Genomic DNA, 21651 nt, shown 5'->3' with positions numbered 1-21651 from the left:
GACAAAGCCTTTCATCTATGCTAATATGCTGAATTGGTGAAAAACGGTTTTCTTTCCTCTCTAATAAAGGAGTGTTTGTATTGCAAAAACGACCAATTGGCGTGACAGAGAAGCTGCCGCTTCTTGAAATGATACCGCTTTCCTTCCAGCATTTATTTGCCATGTTCGGCTCAACGGTACTCGTCCCGATCCTCTTCAAAGTCAATCCTGCGACAGTTCTCTTGTTTAACGGAATCGGAACCATTTTTTACCTCGTCCTCTGCAAGGGGCGAATTCCGGCCTACCTTGGTTCGAGCTTCGCCTTCCTCTCTCCTGTCTTTCTCGTGCTTGCTCAGTACAGCTACGAAGCAGCGCTCGGCGGCTTTATCTGTGTCGGCATCGTATTCGTGCTCGTTGCGTTTCTCATCCGCGCTGTCGGAACGAGCTGGATTGATATTCTTTTCCCGCCCGCTTCGATGGGTGCGATTGTCGCTGTCATCGGTCTTGAACTCATGCCAACGGCCGCAGGGATGGCGGGCCTCACAGGAGAGAAGACAGATGTTTCCGCTGTCACCGTATCGCTTTTGACACTCGCGATTACGATATTCGCTTCCGTTGCCTTCCGCGGCTTCCTCTCGATCATCCCCATCCTCATCGGCGTCGTAGGCGGCTACATCGTCGCTGCGTGCATGGGACTCGTCGACTGGTCGTCTGTCGAATCGGCGCCATGGTTCGCATTGCCGACCTTCTATACGCCGACGTTTGATCTTGGTGCAATTCTCATTATCCTGCCCGCTTCGCTCGTCGTCATCGTCGAACACATTGGTCATCTCATCGTGACGGGCAACATCGTCGGGAATGATCTCACAAGGGATCCCGGACTTGATCGTTCCCTTCTCGGCAATGGTATCTCGACCATTTTTTCCGGGTTCTTCGGCGCAACGCCCAACACGACATACGGCGAGAATATCGGTGTGCTCGCCATTACAAAAGTATTTTCGACATGGGTCATCGGCGGCGCAGGAGCCTGCGCTATCGTACTTTCCTGTCTCGGCAAGCTTGCCGCCATCATCCAAAGCATTCCGACGCCCGTCATGGGCGGTGTCTCCATGTTGCTCTTCGGTGTTATCGCCGCTTCCGGCATCCGCATACTCGTCGAGGCAAAGGTCGATTACAACAATCCGATGAACCTGCTCCTCACTTCCATCATCATGGGACTCGGTGTCTCGACGGCAAGCCTCACGATCGGCACGGTCACGTTCAAGGGCATGTCGCTCGCTACAATCGTCGCGATTATTCTCTCACTCGCATTTCACCTCATTGCACGCGTGCGCGGTGATCATAAAAAGGCCTCAGATCCGTGACTTTTATACGTGTACCGCAGAGCATGCTGCCAACGCCTGCGAAACAATTTCTCATGCAGACGCAGTACATCTCGCATACAATCTGGAAGCGAATCAAGCATTCCGGCACGTTTCACGTAAACGGCGTTCCTGTAAATGCCGCGCAAACCGTCATCCGAGGCGGTGATTGCATCACCTACGACATCGTGCGCGAGAGTGCCATCACGCCAGAAGATATTCCGCTCTCCATCTGCTACGAGGATCCATACCTGCTCATCGCCAACAAGCCGGCCGGCCAGCTTGTCCATCCGACGACGAAAGAATCAACGGGTACGCTGGGAAACGCCGTGCTCGCTCACTTTGCAGCGCATGGCGAACACCATGCCTACCACCCCGTCCATCGTCTTGACCGTGCGACTTCCGGGCTAGTGCTCATCGCAAAAGTGCCACAAGTACAGGATAAGCTCACAGCCCGCAAGAACGGAAAGAAACTCTTTCACCGCGAATACCTTGCCATCGTTTCAGGAGGCATTTCCCCATCTACCGGCACGATCGATGCGCCAATCGCACGGGCGTTGCCGAGCATTATACTACGCAAGGTCGCCGCAGAAGGGAAATCCGCCATCACGCACTACGAGACGCAGCGAGCAGGAAAAAATCACGCTCTGCTCCGTCTCGCACTGGAAACGGGACGCACCCATCAGATTCGCGTCCACCTCGCACACCTCGGCCATCCGATTCTAGGCGACAGCCTATACGGCGGCGCAATGAATGAAATCAAGCGGCAGGCGCTCCACGCCTACCGCCTTCACTTCACGCACCCGATGACGAATGAGCTTATTGACATCATCGCTCCCATCCCATCGGATATGAAGCAGGTTCTCTCTTCGCCCGATTTTTAGTTCCATACCAAAAGGCGTCTTTCCCATCGTCATGATAATGGAAAGACGCCTTTTGGTCCCGTATAGCACTTAACCTTCGATTGCCTGCAAGGTATTTCTGACCTTTGCCGCAACCCCCTTCATCTTGCTCGCTGCGACGGAGCAAGCCGCGATGCGGACGCCGAGCCTGAGCGGCACAGCGAAGATGAAATCGTCATGCAGCTTCTCGCAGACTGTCCTTGGATCCTTTGCCGGCACAGAGAGGAAGAATCCGCCCTTGTAGGGCAGCGCATTGAGTCCGCATGCTTTCGATTCTTCCATAAAGAGTGCACCGCGGTTCTGAATCATCTTGTAGAACGCGTCACGCTCCTTTTCGAACTGTGCGAGCGCACTCTTGTCCTGCTGAATGCGCGTAAGCAGCGTCATTGCGCCTCGATTGATATTCGACCACGTCGCGCGGCTCGTGTACTTGTTGATTTCCTTGAATTCTTCGATGACCTCTTTGCTCGCAGAGACGGCAATGAGCGCCCCCGTGCGCTGCCCATACGCCGTATAGCCTTTCGACATCGAGAACGAAAACATGATGAGAACATTTTCCGGCAGGCTGCCAAACTTCTCCATGAACTTCCTTGTCTCATTCTTTTCGCCTGCGTATTCGATGTAGGCGATATCGACGAGAATGCTGATCTTCTTCCCTTTTGCAGCATGCTTTTTCGCAAGTGCAAGAACTCCGTCCCAGTCTGCTTCCGTCAGGCTGAAGCCCGTCGGATTGTGCGCCGGCGTATTGAGAATCACGAGCAGGCTGTCCTGCTTCATCAAAAGCGCATCGACCTTCGCCGTGAAGTCAGCGAGATTGAAATTCTGCGCTTCGTCGAACAGCTTGAAATTCGTAAGGTACGAGCCGCATTCATTGCAGATGACGTTGTACGTGCCCCAAAACCAATCGCTAGTAAGCACTTCCTCACCACGCTCCGCATAGTTCGCAACGGCGTGATGGATGGCCCCCGTGCCGCCAGCCGTCGCAATCGCACCGAAGTATCCCTCCGGCTTATGCGCAGCAAACGTCAGATCAATGACAGCATCGAGATAGGCGGGCAGCCCCGAAATCGGCGCATAGCTCATATAATCCTCTATCGAAAGCGAGCGGAACATACGCTCCATGGTGGGAATGCTCGCGAGCTTTCCGGCATCATCCATCATGACGCCTATCGTCGCATTCGTCACTTTGCCTGCGCCGTATTTTTCTGCCGCTTCCCTGCAAGCCGCATTCGCGCCAAAAATGGCATCCTTCAGTCTCTTGCCTGCCGCATGCGACGCTGCCATACTCGTTGCCATATAAATGCCCCCTAAGATTCTCGTTCGTCCTTGCTATAACGTATACTATCATAAATGATATGTTTCACCTTGTCTACTGCCTTCAAGCAAAGTATACAATATATCCAGCTCCAGTTCCTACATAGAAAAAGGAGCGTTTCTTCCATCGGAAAGACGCTCCTTTTCTCCATCCTTCATGCCTGCTTTGGGAAAAATTCCTCATGTATCGCATTGACGGCTTCCTTTAGCTGTGCGCTCTTGACGAGGCAAGAAATACTGATTTCCGATGTGCTGATGATGTCAATGTTGATCGCCGCCGTCGAGAGTGCGCCAAACATGCGCGCTGCGATTCCAGGACTGCCGAGCATGCCCGCGCCGACAATCGAGACCTTTGCAACATCCTCCTCGATAAGCACGGCAATCGCATTGAGCTTGTCCGCGACCTTGTCGACAACCTGCTTCGCCTGTCCGAGATCATCCGACGCGACAGTGAAGACCATGTCTGTCACGTTCTTCTCGATGTTGCGAATGCTCTGCACGATCATATCGACGTCGATATTTGCATCCGCGAGAGCCGAGAAAATCTCATGCGCGATGCCGGGCGTATTCGGAATGCCGAGAACGGCGATCTTCGCCACCTTTGCATCATGTGCCACACCGCGAATCACAAAATCCTTGTCTTCCATCGTATAATCCTCCCTTATGATCGTGCCAGTCTTGTTCGTGAACGTCGAGCGCACATGAATGGGAATCTTGAAGTATTCCCCCATCTCGACGGAGCGCGGCTGCATGACGCCTGCGCCGAGACGCGCCATTTCGAGCATCTCATGGTACGTGATTTCCTTCATCTTGCGCGCGTCGGGAACGATGCGCGGGTCAGCCGAGTATACCCCTTCGACATCCGTAAAGATTTCACAGCTATCTGCCTTGAGTGCGCCCGCAAGTGCGACGGCAGACGTATCAGAGCCGCCGCGGCCGAGCGTTACGGGGTCACCATTCGGATCGATCCCTTGGAAGCCCGCAACGACGACGATCTTTCCGTCCGCGAGTTCCCTCTTGACGCGATCCGGCGTGATCTCCGTAATGCGTCCTTTCGTATGTGCGGAATTCGTCTGCATTCCTGCCATCGCACCCGTAATCGAGACCGCGGGCTGTCCGAGCTCCTGAAATGCCATCGAAAGCAGTGCGATCGAGACCTGCTCGCCCGTCGTAAGCAGCATATCCATCTCTCGCGCGTACTGATAGGGGTTCTTCGTGATGCCCCCTGCAAGCGCGATCAGATCATCCGTCGTATCGCCCATAGCCGAGATGACCATGACGATCCGATCCCCCGGCTGCTTTTCACTGAGCACGCGCTTTGCCACATTCAGGATCTTTTCCGTGGAAGCGACCGAGCTGCCACCAAACTTCTTTACAATAAGTGCCATGATTCTCCCCCTAAAATACGCGATCCGCCGCTCTCTTCATGCCAAATGGCCAAAAGCAAGGAACGGTTGTGATAGGACATGATCGGAATGTACGCTACATTATACAAGAATTTTGCTTCAATGTCTACTGTTATTGTGCATTTGCACCTGCTTATGCGACTTTTTATTGTATTCTATTCCTATTTGCGGTACAATGAAGCGGTAATTCGACACATGAAGGAAAGAGAGCGAAACCATGGTAAAATGCTCGCACTGCAACCGCAAAATCGATGAAAAAGCCGCCCTCGTGCACAAAGACGCAAGCGGCAGCAGGCGCGTGATCTGTACCGATTGCTTCGAGAAACTCGCTGGTGTCGACTACAAGACCTTCGCCTATCGAAAAGAAAGCGCAAAGCAGATGGCGTTCGCCATGATCTGCTGCATCGCCGCAACGATTTACGCCTTTCTTGAACGTGGATGGGAATACGGTATGATCGGTATCGTAGTGACCATTCTGCTTTACTTCTTTGCAGGCGAGTTGCGAAAGTAATTTACTCGGCAAGAAGCTGTGCCACGTCTTCGTCCGTCAGATCAAATGCCTTTTTGAGCGCATCCTTTCCCATACCGCCCGCAGAAAGGCGGCGGATGATGTCCACGCGCGCCTTGGACAATCCTTCGACAAAGCCACGCGCATACGTATCCAAGCTCGTTCCATCGGCAGGAAGCGCCGCAAGGCGCTCGTTCATCATGCGCAGCAGATACGGATCCTCGAGATTGATCTGTGGCTTCTTCCATAGTGCCGCACGCTCTGCATTCGTGAGCATCTGCTGCTTTGGCCGAAGCTGATAATCGCCATCGGCGAACATCGTCCACGTTTCATCGGCAGGCCATGAGTCCTTCAGCATGCGTTCGACATTTGGACGCTCCTTCTTCTCATAGAATGCTTCCGCTGCAGCACGTTCCATGCCCCCCTGCACCTTTCGTTCGATCAGCCGTTCGCGCAAATCAGATGGACGCGCCTTGATCATGACGGTATAATCGGCGAAATGGCGCAGTTCACACCACTTCGTATCGCCAAGGAGCAGCCAATTTCCTTCTATTATGGCAAGGGGCTTGCGCACTGCCGCGATTTCTTCGATGACATCGTGCCGTGATCGATCGTAAATTGGCCAGCGCTGGCCGCTCTCACGCACATGGGCGAGCTTTTCAATCAAATGATCCACATCGAATGTTTCGGGACAGCCTTTGACCTCACGCATCGGGATCTCTTGCCCATCCCGCGTGATGGTATGGGAAGCGATGTAGTCCGCATGGTGGTGAAAGCCATCGAGCCCCAAGACCTGCACAGGTGCAACTCCCTCGCTCGTCTGAGCGAGTTTTTCGAGCAGCAGGCCGAGCGTCGACTTTCCCGTGCCGGGAGGTGCGACGAGAAATGCGACTACACGGCTTCCTCGCTGCATGCAGAGGCTCGTAAGCCTGCGCAGAAGCGGCAAAAAAAGTCCCTCGATTGTCCGCTCATTGTAACGCGCTTTCTGTACAAGCCCATTGGCCGTCAGACGACACGTGCGCCATTCTTTTTCCACCATACGCTCACCTCAAAGAAACATTTTGACAATATCGCGGCGACTCACGATACCGATGAGCATGCCGGCTCCATCGAGCACAGGAACACGCTTTACGTGCTTGTCGTACATGATTTTCGCAACCCGTGTGACATCGTCTTCCGCATGCACCGAAACGACCTCCTTTGTCATGATATGACGTGCCGTCTGTGCTGCCATCTTGCGGAACGCTTCGCGATACTCGCGAAGTCCGTTATAATAAATGACCGCCCCCAAGATACAAAGTCCATCAGGAAGGTCAGGCGCGATTTCCTTTCGCATGAGATCGCCCTCACTGACGATGCCGACGACCCTCCCATCACCATCGACGACGGGAACGCCGGAAATGCGTTTTTCGACTAAACACTCGGCAATCTCCCGAATCGACGCATTCGGCTGTACCGTGATGACATCTTTTGTCATGATCTCGCTGACCAGCATAATAACACCGCCTCTAATAACACCGTATAAGAATGATCTTTCGTATAGAAGATTCGCTGTTTCTTTGCAGCAATCCTTCTTTTCCTGCCGCACGCTCATGCCTCCTGCAGAAAGAGGTCCATCATGCACATCAAAACATACCGAACTTCCATTATTCTCGGCATCACGTTCACGCTGCTGCTCTCGACCTTTTGGTTTTTGCCGCAGCTTGCCTTCATCATCTTTATCTCACTGCTTTTGCAGCTTCTCCTGCGGCCGCTCGTCGATTGCCTCGAATCAAAAGTGCCTCGTGCACTTTCATCCGCATTCGTTCTATGCGTCTTTCTGCTCGTCGCTTTCGCGCTGCTTTGGATCGTATCGAGCACCTTTGTGCCGACGTTTTCGCGATTCGTGACAGATTTTCCACAGCTTTCCGAGAAACTGCAAGAATCTTCCTTTCTTCAGGACACGCCGATTTTGAATGAAGAAGCCGATCGGATTTGGGCTGAGCTTAAATCGGCAAGCGTGCTTGCTTTGACTTCCTCGCTATCGCTTGTGTTTTCCGCATTCGGCAAGGCAATCGATCTCATCATCATCTTATTCGTCACGTTCTACCTGCTAAAAGACGGCGAGGCAATCAAAGAGTACCTTGCACGCCTCTTTCCGACGCGCGATTACACGCGCGTGCTCGCGCTCTTCAATCGGATTCTGATGGCACTGCGCACCTACGTTTGCACCCAACTCATAATCTGCTGCATCACGGCAGCGGTCGTCTTCTTTTACTTCACGGCAAGAAGCCTCCCTTACGCTTCTGTCTTTGCCGTTGTTTCTGGCGTCTGTGAATTTATCCCCGTCCTTGGACCGACGGTAGCGTCTGCATTCGGCACACTCCTCACAGCGACGGAAAACGGCTGGATCGCACTTCAGACGCTCGGCTTCTACATTGTGCTCACGCAGATCAATCACAATATTGTCTACCCGACGCTCATCGGCAAATCGCTGAACCTCCATCCCATCGCCATCATCCTCGGCATCATCCTTGGCGGCGAGCTTTTGGGAGCCGCGGGCATGTTTCTTGCCGTCCCATTCATCGTGATCTGCAAACTCGTCATCGAGGACATCTACACGGACCGCATACAGACACGTGAGAAACTGCGCTCATCGCGCTGGCTCGCCAAAAATCCAAAGCCCCCTACAGAATGACCTATGCAAAAGCAATAGAGAGATCCCCATATTATGATGTATGAAAATCTCTCTATTATTTATTATGGAAGCATTCTATTGCTTACCCGCGATTTAACTCCTTCTTGACACGACGCCAATCGGGATAATAGATGTCCATGCGCGCCTTGAACGCCGATCCGTGGTTGCGGACCCATAGGTGTGTGAGCTCGTGCGTCACGACGTATTCGAGTGCTTCCGGGGCGTGCTTCACGAGCGCAAGGCTCAGCCAAATGCGCGCGGCGATCACATTGCATGTCCCCCAGCGCGTTTTCATCTTGCGAATATGCCACTCCTTCGCACGCTTGCCGACGACTTGTTCGCATCTCGCGAGCACAGCGGGTATCGCACGCGCGAGGAGCGTGCGATACCACCCCTCGATGACGGTTTCGCGCTGCTCGCGCGTCGCATGCGGCGGCACGCAGAGCAGGACGTGGCTTCCCTTTTGGCAGACCGTCGCCATCCTCCCTTCGGCAGGGCGCACGATGAGCTCGCAAGAGATGCCCCATACGGAGATCCTATCGCCTGTCTCGTACTGCTGCTGCACTGCGCTTTTTTCACATCGCTCCGCTTGTTTCATCTTCGCCCACGCCCAATGCTTCGCAAGAAATGCAACAATCGCTTCGCGCGGCATGCGAGCGGGAGCGGATAGTGCCACGCGCCCATCACGTGAAACGCGTAGGTAGATGTTCTTGATTCGCTTGCGGCTTAGAAGGACAGGCTGTCCCGCATAGATGAGAATTTCCTCATTACATGCCATGTTCATGCCGCTTTCGTGCCTCTGCAAGGATCGCTTCGAGCTCTTCTTTGCTGAACGGATACTTCTCGCCACAGAAATGGCAGCAGACCTCGGCATGCCCATCGGAAACGAGCGCCTTTAGATCCGGCTCGCCAAGGCTGAGCAGAACTTCGCTGATACGCGCCTTCGAACACGGACAGCGGAAGGCAAGTTCCGTCGTCGTCAGATAATGGACATCAAAGCCCTTGAGAAGCGCAGCGATGATGGCATGCGCGTCATAGCCCTGTCCCACGAGGCGTGAAACGGACGAAATTGCTTTAAGATTGGCCTCGATGCGATCGATCGTTTTATTCGTTGCATCGGGGAGCGGCTGAATGATGAAACCACCCGCGCCGATACAGGAAAAGTCTGGATTGACGAGAACGCCTAGTCCAACACTCGACGGCGTCTGCTCAGAGACGTAGAGATACTTTGTGAGATCGTCTGCAATTTCGCCGTCGGTGATCGCGATGCTGCCCGTCACGGGGCTTTTAAGTCCCGTGAAGCGCGTAACGGCAAGCATTCCGTCCGTACCGACACCACCTCCGACGTCGATCTTCCCCTTCGCGTTGAGCGGCAGGCTGACATGCGGCTCACTGACGTAGCCGCGCACGTAGCCTTCCGGCGTCGCGTCTGCCGTGACCTTGCCGAGCGGGCCATGCCCATCAAAAGAGACCGTCACCGCTTCTTCATTTTTTAGGTTTGCTGCGAGCAGCAACGCGCCCGTCATGGTACGTCCGAGTGCTGCTGCAGCGACGGGATAACAGTCGTGGCGGCGGATCGCTTCATTGACAAGATTCGTCGTGACGGCGGCGTAGGCGCGAACGCCGTCCGCCACCGCTTTTACAAGATGGTCTTGCATGGTTTCCTCTCTTTTCCTGATACGGTGCATGTCAAAGCGTCATGGATTCGAGCACTTCGTCCGTCGCGAGGTCGTAAATGTGAATCGTCCCATCTTCGAGCACAGCAGCCGTCTGCCGCCCGTCCGCACGCTTCGAAAGTGCGGCAGATCCAGGATTGAGGAACACGGTATCACCGCGTTTTTCAAGTACAGTGACGTGAATATGGCCGCTGATAAAGAGATCGGCGTTGAGATGTTTTGCCATCGCATCCTTTTCCGCATCCGTCATGACGGCATCGCCATGCGTCACGATGATGCGTTTGCCTTCCCATACGACGTAGGCATACGGTGCCTCGATCGGCGTTTCAAGACAGCTTGCGTCGACCGAAGAATCGCAGTTGCCGCGCGCGATGACGACGGGAACGGGTGATCTGTTGATGCGCTCGACCAGCCCTGCAGGATTGTAGTCTGCCTTCATCGGGTTACGCGGTCCGTGGTAGAGCACGTCGCCCGCATGCAGGATGAGGTCTGCGTCCTTAAAATGCTTGTCAAATGCCGTCTGCCAGGCCATTTCATGCCCGTGCGTGTCGCTGATGATGCCGATTTTCATAAAATCTGCTCCTTTTCGCTTTCGTTCTATTTTTTGGTTTGCTCCACTTTGACTGCGTTTGGTTCAGCCGATTTTCTTCAGCAAGCTCGCCATTTCCATAGCGCCCATTGCACAATCTGCCCCTTTGTTTCCTGCCTTTGTGCCCGCACGCTCGATGGCCTGCTCGATGTTTTCCGTCGTCAGGACGCCGAAGAGCGTCGGCACGCCTGTCTGCATGCCGACCTGCGCGACGCCTTTCGAAACCTCGTTGCAGACGTAGTCGTAATGCGTCGTCGAGCCGCGGATGACCGCTCCGAGACAGATCATGGCATCGTACTTACCGCTCTCCGCCATCTTCTTCGCAACGACGGGGATCTCGAATGCCCCAGGCACCCATGCGACGTCGATATCCGCGTCTGCCGTCTCGTGCCGACGGAGCGTATCGAGTGCACCGCCGAGAAGCTTATTGGTGATGAATTCGTTGAACCGAGCGACGACAATGCCGAACTTTAGCCCTTTTCCGCGGATATATCCTTCGATGATGTTTGCCATAATGCAATCCTCCTAAAATCGTAGCTTACGAACTTACTTCAAGGTCTCATCGGAAAAAATGTGACCCATTTTTACCTTTTTTGCCGTCAGGTACTTCTTATCGAACTTGTTCGCATGAACCTGAAGCGGCACGCGCCCCGTGACCGTAAGCCCGTACCCCTCAAGCCCCGCACGCTTGGCTGGATTGTTCGTCATGAGGCGGATGCTCGTAAGGCCAAGCTCAGCGAGTATCTGCGCGCCAATTCCGTAGTCACGGAGATCCGGCGCGAAGCCGAGCTCGACGTTCGCTTCGACGGTATCGCGCCCCGCATCCTGCAGCGCATAAGCGCGCATCTTGTTCGCGAGTCCGATGCCGCGTCCTTCCTGCCGCATGTAGAGGACGACACCTTCGCCTTCCTGTTCGATTTTCTTGAGTGCTAGCGCGAGCTGATCACCGCAGTCACACCGCAGCGAGCCGAGCGCATCGCCCGTCAGGCATTCGGAATGGACGCGGACGAGCACGTCCTTCTTTCCGCGCACCTCGCCCTTGACGACGGCGAGGTCGCATTCATTGTTGAGCCTGTTCTCGAATGCATGAATGCGAAAATGCCCGTACTTGCTTGGAAAATCGACGTCTGCCACCTCACGCACAAAGTTTTCCGTACGCTTGCGATACTCGATGACCGACTGTACCGTGATGATGTGAAGCCCATGTTTCTGCGCAAATTCCTTGAGCTTCGGCGTGCGCATCATATGCCCGTCCTCGTCCATGATCTCACAGCATAGACCGGCAGGATAGAGTCCGGCGAGACGCGCGAGATCGGTCGTCGTCTCCGTGTGCCCCGCACGACGCAGGACGCCGCCAGGGACGGAGCGAAGCGGGAATACATGCCCGGGGCGACGGAAGCTCGCCGGCTTTGCTGCAGGATCGAGCAGTTTGTGGATCGTCTGGCAGCGCTCAAATGCGGAAATACCCGTCTCCGTATCATAGGCATCGATCGAAACAGAGAATGCCGTCTCGTGATTGTCCGTATTGTTCGCAACCATCGGCGCAATATCGAGCTCATCGAGCCGCTTGCCGTCAATCGGCGTGCAGATAATCCCTTTTGCATGCGTTGCCATGAAGTTGATGTCCTCCGGCGTGACCGTCTCCGCCGCAATGATAAGATCGCCCTCATTCTCACGCGTCTCATCGTCGACGACGACGATCATCTTGCCGTTTTTGATATCCTCAATGGCCTGTTCGACCGTTGCAAAGTCTGCCATGTTATTTCCTCCTAATCAAAATCCATTCGCCTGCAGAAATTCAGAAGTGATAGTATGCTTTTCGGCCGTGCTCTCTCCTGAACTGCCGAGCAATTTCTCGACGTATTTGCCGAGAATGTCATTCTCAACATTGATTCGGTCATGCGGTTTTCGCGTGCCGAGATTCGTCATGGTGCGCGTGTGCGGGATAAGGCTTACCGTAAAATCCGTATCGGTCACGGCGACGACGGTAAGGCTGATGCCATCGAGCGCGACCGATCCCTTTTCGACAATGCCACGCAGGATCGAGGCGTCCGCCGAGATTTTCATCAAAATCGCATGAGCCTCCTCGCAAAATGCGAGAATCTCGCCCGTCCCATCGATATGTCCGCTGACGATGTGTCCGCCGAATCGCCCGCCGAGCTGCAAAGCGCGCTCAAGATTGACAGGGCTTCCCTTTTGTAGCCCTGCCAGCGAGGTACGCCGCACCGTCTCCGGCATGATGTCCGCATGAAAGGAACGTGCATCAAACTTCGTGACGGTCAGGCAGATCCCATTGACTGCAATGCTGTCGCCAACAGCAACATCCTCGAGTACCTTTTTCGCCGCAATACGGAGTGTGCCGGCGCCGATTTCCCGAATCGTGCCGACCTCCTCAATGATGCCCGTAAACATCTGCATTCTCCTTTTTCTCGACGTAGCCCGTGATGAGGAGATTGTCTCCGATAGGTTCGTGCTCAACGCGCGCGAGCCTCACCGCATCCGAGAGACGGCCAAAGCCTTCCCCTTCGACAGGTGTCTCCGCATCCCTGCCGCCGATGAAGATCGGCGCGATAAAGGCATGCACCTTGTCAACGATCCCTGCCTTTAGCAGCGCAAAGTTCACCGTACCGCCGCCCTCAGCAAAAACAGAACTGACTTCTTCTTTTCCGAGCTCTTGCAGGAGCTGATGCAAATCGACGCGCGTGCCATCGCCTGCAAAAATCACGCGGACGCCCGCCGCATTGAGTGCCGCGCAGCGCTCCTTCGGTGCACGCTCTGTCACGGCGACAATGGTCCTTGCTGCACCGTCCATGACAACTTTCGCCGTAAGCGGCGTGCGCGCAAGACTGTCAACAATAACGCGGATGGGATTGTGTCCCGTGCCATCCGGCAGCCGCGCCGTAAGACTTGGATCGTCTGCAAGCACCGTGCCGATGCCGACAAGAATCGCTGCGTACGTATCGCGCCATTGATGGACGCGAAGGCGCGCCGCTTCATTTGTGATCCACGCCGAATCCCCTGCATGCGTCGCGATCTTCCCATCGAGACTCATCGCCGTCTTCAGCACGACGAACGGCATTTTCGTCGCAATCCATTTCAGGAACACTTCATTGAGCCGACGCGCCTCTTCTTCGAGCACACCGACCTTGACCTCGATGCCTGCCTCCTCCAAGATGCGGATGCCCTTTCCCGCAACGAGCGGATTCGGGTCGCGCATGGCGATAACGACGCGCCGGATGCCTGCCTCAGCGACCGCCTTGGCACATGGTCCAGTCCGTCCATAGTGCGCACACGGTTCAAGCGTTACGTATAGCGTCGCGCCTCGTGCAAGCTCGCCCGCCATACGAAGCGCGTGAATCTCCGCGTGCGGCGTTCCTGTCTCGCGGTGCCAGCCTGCCGCGACGACGCGCCCCGTGCGCACAATGACGGCACCGACGAGCGGGTTCGGTGCCGTGCGCCCCGTTGCATTTCGCGCGAGCATTAGTGCCTCACGCATAAAGTCTTCATCCTGCAAGATATCACCTCAAATCAAGCAACTTTGCGCGCAGGTACAAGAAACCCAAAAGCCATCAGAAGATTTCCTTCTGATGGCTTAAACGACATGCGTAATACACACTGCCTTTTCTCATCCCGACTATACGGTCGGCTTCGGAATCTCACCGAATCATGCCATGCCATGGGCAGAAATGACATTCTGCCATAGGCTCAAGCTCGCGGGCTATACCGCCGGTGGGGAACCGCCCCCCGCCTCAAAGACAAATCATCTATATTCTCTTTCTATTATAGCACAGGCATTTCACGAATTCAAGCCACAAAGCGATGACCGCACCGAACCGCATCCCGTGGATCCGAATCCGCCGCTGCGCAATGCCCCCGCACCTGCAGCGTCCGCATCAACGACCAAATATTTCACGAAAATGCCTTGTGCAATCCGCTCGCCACGTGCAATCGCTGCGGTTTTTTCTCCACCATTCCATATTGCGATAAGGATATGCCCCTCGTTGTCCGCATTGTTGTAGTAGTCTGCGTCGATGATGCCAACGCAGTTCGCCAGCATGAGATGCTGGCGAACTGCCATGCTCGAACGAATGTGAATCATGAGTACCTCATCCGTCTGCATGTATGCCTTCAGTCCCGTCGGCACAAGTGCCATCGCATGTGGCGGTATCGTCATGGATTCCGCTGCTTCCATATCGTACCCTGCGCTCGACGCGGTCTTTCGGACGGGTATGCTGACACTTCCAGCATAGGTGGAAACAGGCTCAAAGCCTCTCTGTTTCATCTTCATGCCTCTCCTGCTTTGTCTTGCGATTCCATTTTTCAAAATAACGTTTCACATCCGCATGAACGCATGTCAGAAGCGCCGCGTCCTCCGTATCGGCTTCGTACCAATGAATATAGCCCATCCTGCGGTACCATGTGAGCTGGCGCTTCGCAAAACGGCGCGTCGATTTTTGGATGGATTTGATCGCCTCCGCGCGCAGGCATTCGCCTGCGAGATACGCTGCTGTCTCTTTGTAGCCGATTCCCTTCATGGCAGGCATCTCACGTGTGACGCCATGGCGCAGAAGCATCCGAACCTCCTCTTCCAGCCCCGCATCGAACATCCGCACGACACGTGCATTGATGCGCGCGTAGAGTTCCTGACGATCACGCCGAAGTCCAACAACATAAGCATCGTAGGAAAGCGCCCCTTCCTGCGCCTCATTCGTCGTCGAAATATGCTCTCCTGCCTGCGCGACCTCAATGGCGCGAACCACGCGCTGAAAATCATTGACATGAAGCCGTGCCGCAGCCTTGGGATCGACCCTTTTCAGCATCGCGTGCACATACGCCTTTCCATGCGTCCGTCCGAGTTCTTCGAGGGATCGACGAAATGCATCGTCTCCGCCTGCGGCGTTGAACTGGTAGCCCTCCAAGAGTGCCTTGATGTAAAGACCTGTGCCGCCTGCGAGAATCGGAATTTTGCCGCGGGCGTTTATGGCATGAATCGCTTCTTTGGCAAGCGCGACGAAGCGAGTGACACTGAATCCTTCCCATGGCTGCAGGATGTCGACGAGGTGGTGCGGCACGCGTGCGAGCTCTTCTCGCGACGGCTTTGCCGTACCGACATCAAACCCGCAATAGACGAGCATTGAATCGCCCGAAATGATTTCGCTTCCCATTCGCTCTGCAAGCGATAACGAAAGCACTGTCTTGCCGACAGCCGTCGGTCCCAGCAGGACGACAAGCCGCTCTCTTTTCTGTGAGCCGCCCCTGCTCATTCGAGCATTTCCATCTGTCCGATCTCGAAGATGTGAACGTCGGCGCGCGTCATTGCTTCTGTGATTTCCTTGTAGTGGCGCACATCCTGATTGATGATCGGCCACGTATTGTAATGAACGGGAATGACGTTCGGCACATTCAGGAGTTGTGCCGCCATCGCCGCGTCTTCAAGCCCCATCGTATAGTTGTCACCAATCGGAAGGACCGCGTAATCAAGGGGATCCTTCTGTCCGATGAGCCTCATGTCGCTGAAGAGCGCCGTATCGCCTGCGTAGTAGAGGATCTTGCCTCCCATGTAGATGACGAAGCCGCATGCGATGCCTCCCGCGACGCCTGCACTATGCTGCGCAAGCGTCATGCGCACCTTGCCGAACGGCAAGTTGAGCGAGCCGCCAAGGTTGAGCGGGTGCTGCTTTAGCCCGGGCACGCGGGTCTCGCAGACCTGGAGCACTTCGGGCGTGCTGACGAGCTCTGCTCCCGTGCGATCCGCGATCTCCGGCGCATCACCGAGATGATCGGAATGCGCATGGGTAATGAGAATGAAGTCGCAGTCGACTTGATCCGCCTTGATCGGCGCCTTTGGGTTATCCGTCAGGAACGGATCGACGAGAACTTTATGTGTGCCATCGGACAGCAAAAAGCATGAATGGCCGTAATATGTAAATTTAAGCATAAAATCCACTCCTTTGTAGGATGAAAGAATTTGCACCCCGCTTTTCCACGTGATATGCTTATCTATAACATTATAACATAAGTATTTCACGAAAGAAACAAGGTGCTGTATGAATACGCATTTGTGTCTGCCGGAGCTCACAGCAACATTCGCTTCGCAAACCGTCGGCTTTGAACGCCCTTGCCTGCTAGTGATCGGAGGCCGACCGCCTGAAAGGGCGTGGCTGCGAAGAATCGCGCACCACCGCACGGTATGGGCAGTAGACCGAGGGCTCGGCTTCTGCAGGGAATCGGGCATCCTCCCCGCAAGAATCATCGGCGATGGAGATAGTGCGACAAAGGAAGCATGGACATGGGGCGAAGCGCTTGCCATCCCGATGGATCGATTCCCCCCCGAAAAGGATCTCACCGATACGCAGCTCGCGATTCGGATTGCGAACGATGCAGGATTCGCTGCTGCCATTCTTACGGGCGCATTCGGCGGACGCCTTGACCATGCTTATAGCACTGCCTTTACCGCCGCACACGCGCCAATTTCCTGTGTGCTCGCCGATGCGCGCGAGACCATGCTCTTCCTAAGGGACGGAGAACACGCCACCATCACGTGCCATGCGCACCCTATCGCCATATCACTCCTGCCCTTTAGCGAGCAGGTGAACGACGTCCGTACGGAGCATCTGCATTGGACGCTTCAAAATGCTGTGCTCTCGCAGGACGAGCCGGCTGCCGTCAGCAACGTACTCGAAAGCGGGGAAAATACCTTCTCCGTCTCAATCGGACAGGGGATTCTCGCCGTCTATCTCTGCTGGGCAGAGTGATTGTAGTTTCGTTGCCGCACGGCTTCGTAAAGAAGGATGGCAGCCGAAGTCGCGACGTTCAATGACTCCGCTCGTCCGTACATCGGAATAAAGACATGCGCCGCCTCCTGCAGAATGGTTTCCGAAATGCCATTTCCCTCGTTTCCGAGCACAATGGCGCAAGCCCGCTGAAACAATGGGTCAAAAAGAGGCTTTGCAGCCGGATCGAGCGCCGCTGCACAGAGCGCAATGCCGTGTGCTGTGCAGAATTCCATCAAGGCTTCAGTCGTCACCTCCGTAAAAATGGGAAGATGAAAGAGCGACCCCATCGTGCTGCGCATCGTTTTATCGCCGAATAGATCTGCCGTGCCGCACAGACAGATGACGCCATCCGCGCCCGCCGCATCTGCTGTGCGGATGATCGTTCCGACATTGCCGGGATCCTGTACGCCGTCCAAGACGATGTACAGGCTTTCTTTTCGTCTCACCGAATGCGCACCGAGCGATTGGTGCTGTGCCCGCATGACGAGCGCAATCCCCTGCGGGCTGTCCGTCGCAGCGACCTTCTTGAAACATCCCTCATCGACTTCGTAGAGCGGGCATCGCGCTTCCAATCGTTCGAGAAGCCTTGCGCCGCGCGCTTTTTGGGCAAATGCCTGCGTAAAAAGCGCATACTCCGTCTGCCAATGCGATTCTGCAGCCATCTCCGCAAGGCGAAGCCCTTCTACGAGGAAACAGTTTGCCTTCTCCCTTCCCCTTCGTGCGTGCAGGCTGGCGGCAAGCTTGATCTTTCGGTTGGCATGGCTCTCGATTCGCTCGCGCATAAATGTCCTCCTAAAAGAAAGGCTCACGGGACTGCAATCAGGTCCCGTGAGCCAGTCACATCATTTCGATGTGGGTTTACTGGTTTTCCTTTGCCACTGCAACGAGCTGAGCGAATGCCTGTGCATCTGCAATCGCGAGATCCGCAAGCATCTTGCGATTCACTTCAACACCAGCTTTCGTGAGGCCATTGACAAGGCGGCTGTAGGAAATCCCATTCGCGCGGGCTGCAGCGTTGATACGCGCAATCCAAAGGCGGCGGAACGTCCCCTTCTTTGCACGGCGGTCACGACGTGCGTAGTAGAGTGCCTTCATGACCGTTTCATTTGCCTTCTTGAATTGCTTGCTCCTCGCTCCACGGTACCCCTTTGCGAGCTTCAAAATCTTCTTATGGCGCCTATGTGCCGTCACGCCGGCTTTAACTCTTGGCATGTCTTTATCCTCCTATCGTTTATCCTTGGGGCTATCAGCCGTTCGGAAGCATGCGTTTGACACGGCTGTAATCCGCACTGGATACGAGCGTAGCCTTGCGCAGGTTGCGCTTGCGCTTTGGGGACTTCTTCTCGAGAATGTGGCTCTTAAACGCCTTGTTGCGCTTGAACTCACCGCTTCCCGTCTTGGTGAAGCGCTTCGCTGCAGCTCTGCGCGTCTTAATTTTTGGCATTGCTATTTCCTCCCTCAGTATCTGCCTTTATGGGCTTCTTCGCCTTTATGGGCTTCTGCACTTTCGGCGCGACGATCATCGTCATGTTCTTTCCTTCGAGCTTTGCATTTCGCTCAATGGAAACGCTGTCGCCAAGCTTCTCCGCCACGCGCGAAAGCACTTCCTTGCCGAGCTCCGGATGCGAAAGCTCTCGTCCACGGAACATAATCGTGACCTTGACCTTATTTCCTTCCTCGACAAAGCGAATTGCATTCTTCAGCTTGACGTCGAAGTCATGCTGCTCGATATTCGGGCGAAGCTTGACTTCCTTGATGCTGATGATCTTCTGCTTCTTGCGCGCTTCCTTTTCCCGCTTCTGCTGTTCGTAGCGGTACTTTCCGAAATCCATGATGCGGCAGACCGGCGGCTTCGCTTTCGGCGCGACCTCAACGAGATCAAGATGCTGCTCCTCCGCCATGCGAAGTGCGTCACGCGTCGCCATAATGCCGAGCTGCTCGCCCGTCGCACTGGTCACGCGAACCTCTCGTATGCGAATCTTTTCATTGATGCGTAACGATTCCTTGCTAATCAAAAACACCTCCCAATAAAAGAATAAGCAAAAAGGAGGTGGCAAAAAGCCACCTCTAAAATCCTTGCATTGACGCCTTATAGACCCAACTGACCGAATCAGCAGGTGAGAAGCGGTGGCTCCTTCTTGATAAATCACGCAATCAGTGTATCATGGGAAAAATCGCCTGTCAATACCTGGCAGATGATTTTCCCTGCGGCTATGCAAAACGATCCCAATTCGTGTAAAACGCATGCAATCAGTAGGCACCGTCACGCGTCTGAATCTTTTTTCCGATGTAGGCGATAAAGGCATCTGCCTTCATCGTCTCGCTGTCCTTTTCCCCGTGCTTGCGGACGGCAGCCGTCCCATCCTGTATTTCCTGGTCGCCGACGACGAGCGTGTACGGCGTCTTCTTGATCTGTGCCTCACGGATCTTGTAGCCGATCTTCTCATTGCGGTCATCGACCTCAACGCGGACACCGCGTGCAAACATCTTTTCCTTGAGCTGCTCGGCGTAATCGGCATGGCGCTCCGTGATCGGCAGGATGCGCACCTGCACAGGAGCGAGCCACGTGGGGAATGCGCCCGCATAGTGCTCAATGAGGATGCCGATAAAGCGCTCGATCGAACCGTAAACGACACGGTGCAGCATGACGGTGCGATGTTTCTCGCCATCTTCGCCGATGTAGTTGAGGTCGAACTTCTCCGGCATCTGCATGTCGAGCTGGATCGTGCCGCACTGCCACGTACGTCCGATGGAGTCGCGCAGATGGAAGTCGATCTTCGGGCCGTAGAATGCGCCGTCCCCTTCGTTGACGATGTACTCGAGTCCGCGATGCTCCAGTGCACCCTGCAGCGCATTCGTCGCCTTCTCCCACATCTCATCCGAGCCCATCGAGTCGTCTGGACGCGTCGAGAGTTCCGCCATGTACGTGAGGCCAAACGTCTGATAGACCTCATCGAAGAGATCGATTGTGTGCTGAATCTCCTTTTCGATCTGATCCGGCGTTACAAAGAGATGCGCGTCATCCTGCGTGAAGTTGCGGACGCGGAAGAGACCGTGCAGCTCCCCCGACTTTTCGTGGCGATGGACGAGTCCGAGCTCGCCAAGGCGAAGCGGCAGATCGCGATAGCTGTGCTGCTTGGAATTGTAAACGAGCATGCCTCCCGGACAATTCATTGGCTTTACCGCATAGTCCTCGCCGTCAATCTTCGTGAAGTACATGTTCTCTTTGTAGTGCGCCCAGTGCCCCGACTGTTCCCAAAGCCTTCGATTCAGTATGATCGGCGTGCGAATCTCCTGATAGCCGTAGCGGCGATGTACCTCACGCCAGTAATTGATGAGCTCGTTGCGAATGACCATGCCGTTCGGATGAAAGAACGGGAATCCAGGGCCTTCCTCGTGCAGGCTGAATAGATCAAGCTCCTTTCCGAGCTTTCGGTGATCGCGCTTCTTCGCCTCTTCGAGCATGTGCAGGTAGGCATCGAGATCCTCCTGCTTCTCAAACGCCGTGCCGTAAATGCGCTGCAGCATTTTGTTCTTCTCATCGCCGCGCCAGTAAGCACCCGCGATGCTCAAGAGCTTCAGGGACTTCACCTTGCCCGTCGACACGACGTGCGGGCCAGCGCAGAGATCCGTGAACTCGCCCTGTGTATACATCGAAATCGTAGCGTCCTCTGGCAGGTCGTGGATGAGCTCGACCTTGTAGCCCTCCCCTTTCTCCTCGAAGAATTTCAGTGCTTCGGCACGGCTGACTTCCTTGCGCTCAAGCTTTAGGTTCTCCTTGACGATGCGCTTCATTTCCTTTTCGATCGCCGCCAGATCCGCCGTCGTCAACTGGCGGTCGATGTCAAAGTCATAGTAAAATCCATTTTCGATCGCCGGTCCAATTGCGAGCTGTACGTTGCTGTCCTTGTAGAGGCGCTTGACCGCCTGCGCGAGAATGTGGGAAGCCGTATGGCGCAGCGCCCAGCGGCCATCCGCATCCCCAAACGTCAAAAACTCGACGTGGCAGTCCTTCGTGAGCGGCGTCGCGAGATCCTTCGTCTCGCCATCCACCTTTGCCGCGAGAACCGTCTTCGTAAGACTGTTCTTCACCTGTTTCATGAGATCGAAAATGGATGTGCCCGCTTCTACTTCGCGCTGCGCCCCATCGTGTAACGTAATCTTGAGCATCGTAACCCTCCTAAAAAATAAAAGCCTCGTCCCGCTTAGGGACGAGGCATCGGCTCGTGGTTCCACCCTGATTGCCGCCAAAGTCGGCCACTCAGCACTTGATAACGGAGATTGCTCCGACCCCGCTTATCGCGTATCGCGTTCAGCAAGGCAGCTCGGAAGTGGTGGCAACGACGCTCGTATGGACAACTCGCAGCATACGTCGTCCTCTCTGCGATAGAGCACTTCGTGGCCGTGTCTTCTTCATCGCTTTCGATACGCCTTATTATAGGCAGCACATCCCACCTTGTCAA

24 protein-coding genes and 1 riboswitch are annotated in these 21651 nt (G+C 55.0%); of the genes, 5 read left to right on the top strand and 19 right to left on the bottom strand.

The features are described from left to right. The first annotated feature begins 80 nt into the window (after positions 1-80). Positions 81-1343, top strand: coding sequence for a uracil permease (uraA, locus tag HMPREF1985_RS02195; RefSeq protein WP_040636805.1), 1263 nt, complete (start codon positions 81-83; stop codon positions 1341-1343). 23 nt (positions 1344-1366) lie between these two features. Further along, positions 1367-2224 carry an RluA family pseudouridine synthase gene (locus HMPREF1985_RS02190; RefSeq protein WP_021770803.1) on the top strand — a complete coding sequence of 286 codons (858 nt, stop codon included), beginning with the start codon at positions 1367-1369 and terminating at the stop codon, positions 2222-2224. A gap of 69 nt (positions 2225-2293) precedes the next feature. On the opposite strand, the gene HMPREF1985_RS02185 is transcribed toward HMPREF1985_RS02190, so the two are convergent. Together HMPREF1985_RS02185 and HMPREF1985_RS02180 are read right to left on the bottom strand one after the other, a co-directional pair. Further along, the gene (locus HMPREF1985_RS02185; protein WP_021770802.1) at positions 2294-3538 is read right to left on the bottom strand and encodes an aminotransferase class I/II-fold pyridoxal phosphate-dependent enzyme; all 1245 of its coding nucleotides are present in this window, start codon (positions 3536-3538) and stop codon (positions 2294-2296) included. A gap of 173 nt (positions 3539-3711) precedes the next feature. Then, positions 3712-4944, bottom strand: a complete 1233-nt coding sequence (locus HMPREF1985_RS02180) for an aspartate kinase (protein ID WP_021770800.1) — start codon at positions 4942-4944, stop codon at positions 3712-3714. A gap of 235 nt (positions 4945-5179) precedes the next feature. Between HMPREF1985_RS02180 and HMPREF1985_RS02175 the strand changes: the two genes are divergently transcribed. Beyond that, a complete protein-coding gene (locus HMPREF1985_RS02175; RefSeq protein ID WP_040636804.1) occupies positions 5180-5473 on the top strand; it encodes a hypothetical protein in 294 nt (97 codons plus the stop codon). 1 nt (position 5474) lies between these two features. Here HMPREF1985_RS02175 and HMPREF1985_RS02170 read toward each other — a convergent pair whose 3' ends face one another. Further along, a complete protein-coding gene (locus tag HMPREF1985_RS02170; protein ID WP_021770797.1) occupies positions 5475-6509 on the bottom strand; it encodes a nucleoside/nucleotide kinase family protein in 1035 nt (344 codons plus the stop codon). A gap of 9 nt (positions 6510-6518) precedes the next feature. After that, a complete protein-coding gene (locus tag HMPREF1985_RS02165) occupies positions 6519-6965 on the bottom strand; it encodes a CBS domain-containing protein (protein ID WP_040636803.1) in 447 nt (148 codons plus the stop codon). Between the two features lie 123 nt (positions 6966-7088). Here HMPREF1985_RS02165 and HMPREF1985_RS02160 point away from each other — a divergent pair, with 123 nt between their 5' ends. After that, a complete protein-coding gene (locus HMPREF1985_RS02160) occupies positions 7089-8147 on the top strand; it encodes an AI-2E family transporter (protein WP_021770795.1) in 1059 nt (352 codons plus the stop codon). 82 nt (positions 8148-8229) lie between these two features. On the opposite strand, the gene HMPREF1985_RS02155 is transcribed toward HMPREF1985_RS02160, so the two are convergent. The 10 genes from HMPREF1985_RS02155 to HMPREF1985_RS02110 all read right to left on the bottom strand — a co-directional run bounded on the left by HMPREF1985_RS02155 (position 8230) and on the right by HMPREF1985_RS02110 (position 16350). Next, positions 8230-8925: a M48 family metallopeptidase gene (locus HMPREF1985_RS02155; protein ID WP_040636802.1), complete on the bottom strand. Its 696-nt coding sequence runs from the start codon at positions 8923-8925 to the stop codon at positions 8230-8232. Then, positions 8915-9805, bottom strand: a complete 891-nt coding sequence (gene hslO / locus HMPREF1985_RS02150; RefSeq protein WP_040636801.1) for an Hsp33 family molecular chaperone HslO — start codon at positions 9803-9805, stop codon at positions 8915-8917. The genes HMPREF1985_RS02155 and hslO overlap by 11 nt, the downstream gene beginning before the upstream one ends. A gap of 31 nt (positions 9806-9836) precedes the next feature. Beyond that, on the bottom strand, positions 9837-10394 hold the full coding sequence (gene yfcE / locus HMPREF1985_RS02145; RefSeq protein ID WP_021770792.1) for a phosphodiesterase: 558 nt from the start codon (positions 10392-10394) through the stop codon (positions 9837-9839). 63 nt (positions 10395-10457) lie between these two features. Further along, positions 10458-10925 carry a 6,7-dimethyl-8-ribityllumazine synthase gene (gene ribE / locus HMPREF1985_RS02140; RefSeq protein ID WP_021770791.1) on the bottom strand — a complete coding sequence of 156 codons (468 nt, stop codon included), beginning with the start codon at positions 10923-10925 and terminating at the stop codon, positions 10458-10460. A gap of 33 nt (positions 10926-10958) precedes the next feature. After that, positions 10959-12170, bottom strand: coding sequence for a bifunctional 3,4-dihydroxy-2-butanone-4-phosphate synthase/GTP cyclohydrolase II (locus HMPREF1985_RS02135; protein WP_021770790.1), 1212 nt, complete (start codon positions 12168-12170; stop codon positions 10959-10961). 15 nt (positions 12171-12185) lie between these two features. Then, entirely contained in the window at positions 12186-12824 is a 639-nt protein-coding gene (locus HMPREF1985_RS02130) for a riboflavin synthase (protein ID WP_040636800.1), read from the bottom strand. After that, positions 12805-13926, bottom strand: coding sequence for a bifunctional diaminohydroxyphosphoribosylaminopyrimidine deaminase/5-amino-6-(5-phosphoribosylamino)uracil reductase RibD (ribD, locus tag HMPREF1985_RS02125; RefSeq protein ID WP_021770788.1), 1122 nt, complete (start codon positions 13924-13926; stop codon positions 12805-12807). Before ribD ends, HMPREF1985_RS02130 begins: the two co-directional genes overlap by 20 nt. A 99-nt stretch (positions 13927-14025) precedes the next feature. Further along, a riboswitch (FMN riboswitch) is annotated at positions 14026-14173 on the bottom strand. A gap of 35 nt (positions 14174-14208) precedes the next feature. Continuing rightward, positions 14209-14694, bottom strand: a complete 486-nt coding sequence (dut, locus tag HMPREF1985_RS02120; RefSeq protein ID WP_051349033.1) for a dUTP diphosphatase — start codon at positions 14692-14694, stop codon at positions 14209-14211. Next, positions 14675-15676 (bottom strand): tRNA (adenosine(37)-N6)-dimethylallyltransferase MiaA, encoded by a 1002-nt coding sequence (gene miaA, locus HMPREF1985_RS02115; protein WP_021770786.1) that lies wholly within the window; start codon positions 15674-15676, stop codon positions 14675-14677. Before miaA ends, dut begins: the two co-directional genes overlap by 20 nt. After that, positions 15673-16350 carry a metal-dependent hydrolase gene (locus tag HMPREF1985_RS02110; RefSeq protein ID WP_021770785.1) on the bottom strand — a complete coding sequence of 226 codons (678 nt, stop codon included), beginning with the start codon at positions 16348-16350 and terminating at the stop codon, positions 15673-15675. Before HMPREF1985_RS02110 ends, miaA begins: the two co-directional genes overlap by 4 nt. A 109-nt stretch (positions 16351-16459) precedes the next feature. Here HMPREF1985_RS02110 and HMPREF1985_RS02105 point away from each other — a divergent pair, with 109 nt between their 5' ends. Beyond that, a complete protein-coding gene (locus HMPREF1985_RS02105) occupies positions 16460-17167 on the top strand; it encodes a thiamine diphosphokinase (protein WP_021770784.1) in 708 nt (235 codons plus the stop codon). On the opposite strand, the gene HMPREF1985_RS02100 is transcribed toward HMPREF1985_RS02105, so the two are convergent. The 5 genes from HMPREF1985_RS02100 to thrS all read right to left on the bottom strand — a co-directional run bounded on the left by HMPREF1985_RS02100 (position 17146) and on the right by thrS (position 21358). After that, positions 17146-17970: a TrmH family RNA methyltransferase gene (locus HMPREF1985_RS02100; RefSeq protein ID WP_021770783.1), complete on the bottom strand. Its 825-nt coding sequence runs from the start codon at positions 17968-17970 to the stop codon at positions 17146-17148. The genes HMPREF1985_RS02105 and HMPREF1985_RS02100 overlap by 22 nt on opposite strands. Positions 17971-18046: 76 nt before the next feature. Further along, entirely contained in the window at positions 18047-18400 is a 354-nt protein-coding gene (rplT, locus tag HMPREF1985_RS02095; RefSeq protein ID WP_021770782.1) for a 50S ribosomal protein L20, read from the bottom strand. Between the two features lie 34 nt (positions 18401-18434). Then, positions 18435-18632, bottom strand: coding sequence for a 50S ribosomal protein L35 (gene rpmI / locus HMPREF1985_RS02090; RefSeq protein WP_021770781.1), 198 nt, complete (start codon positions 18630-18632; stop codon positions 18435-18437). After that, entirely contained in the window at positions 18619-19209 is a 591-nt protein-coding gene (gene infC, locus HMPREF1985_RS02085; protein WP_021770780.1) for a translation initiation factor IF-3, read from the bottom strand. Before infC ends, rpmI begins: the two co-directional genes overlap by 14 nt. Before the next feature lie 229 nt (positions 19210-19438). Beyond that, positions 19439-21358, bottom strand: coding sequence for a threonine--tRNA ligase (gene thrS, locus HMPREF1985_RS02080; protein WP_021770779.1), 1920 nt, complete (start codon positions 21356-21358; stop codon positions 19439-19441). Between the last annotated feature and the right edge of the window lie 293 nt (positions 21359-21651).

The organism is Mitsuokella sp. oral taxon 131 str. W9106 (genome assembly GCF_000469545.1).
Classification (GTDB): Bacteria; Bacillota; Negativicutes; order Selenomonadales; family Selenomonadaceae; genus AWVT01.
The sequence above is the reverse complement of the archived record's forward strand: the minus strand, read 5'-3'. Positions and strand labels throughout refer to the sequence as shown.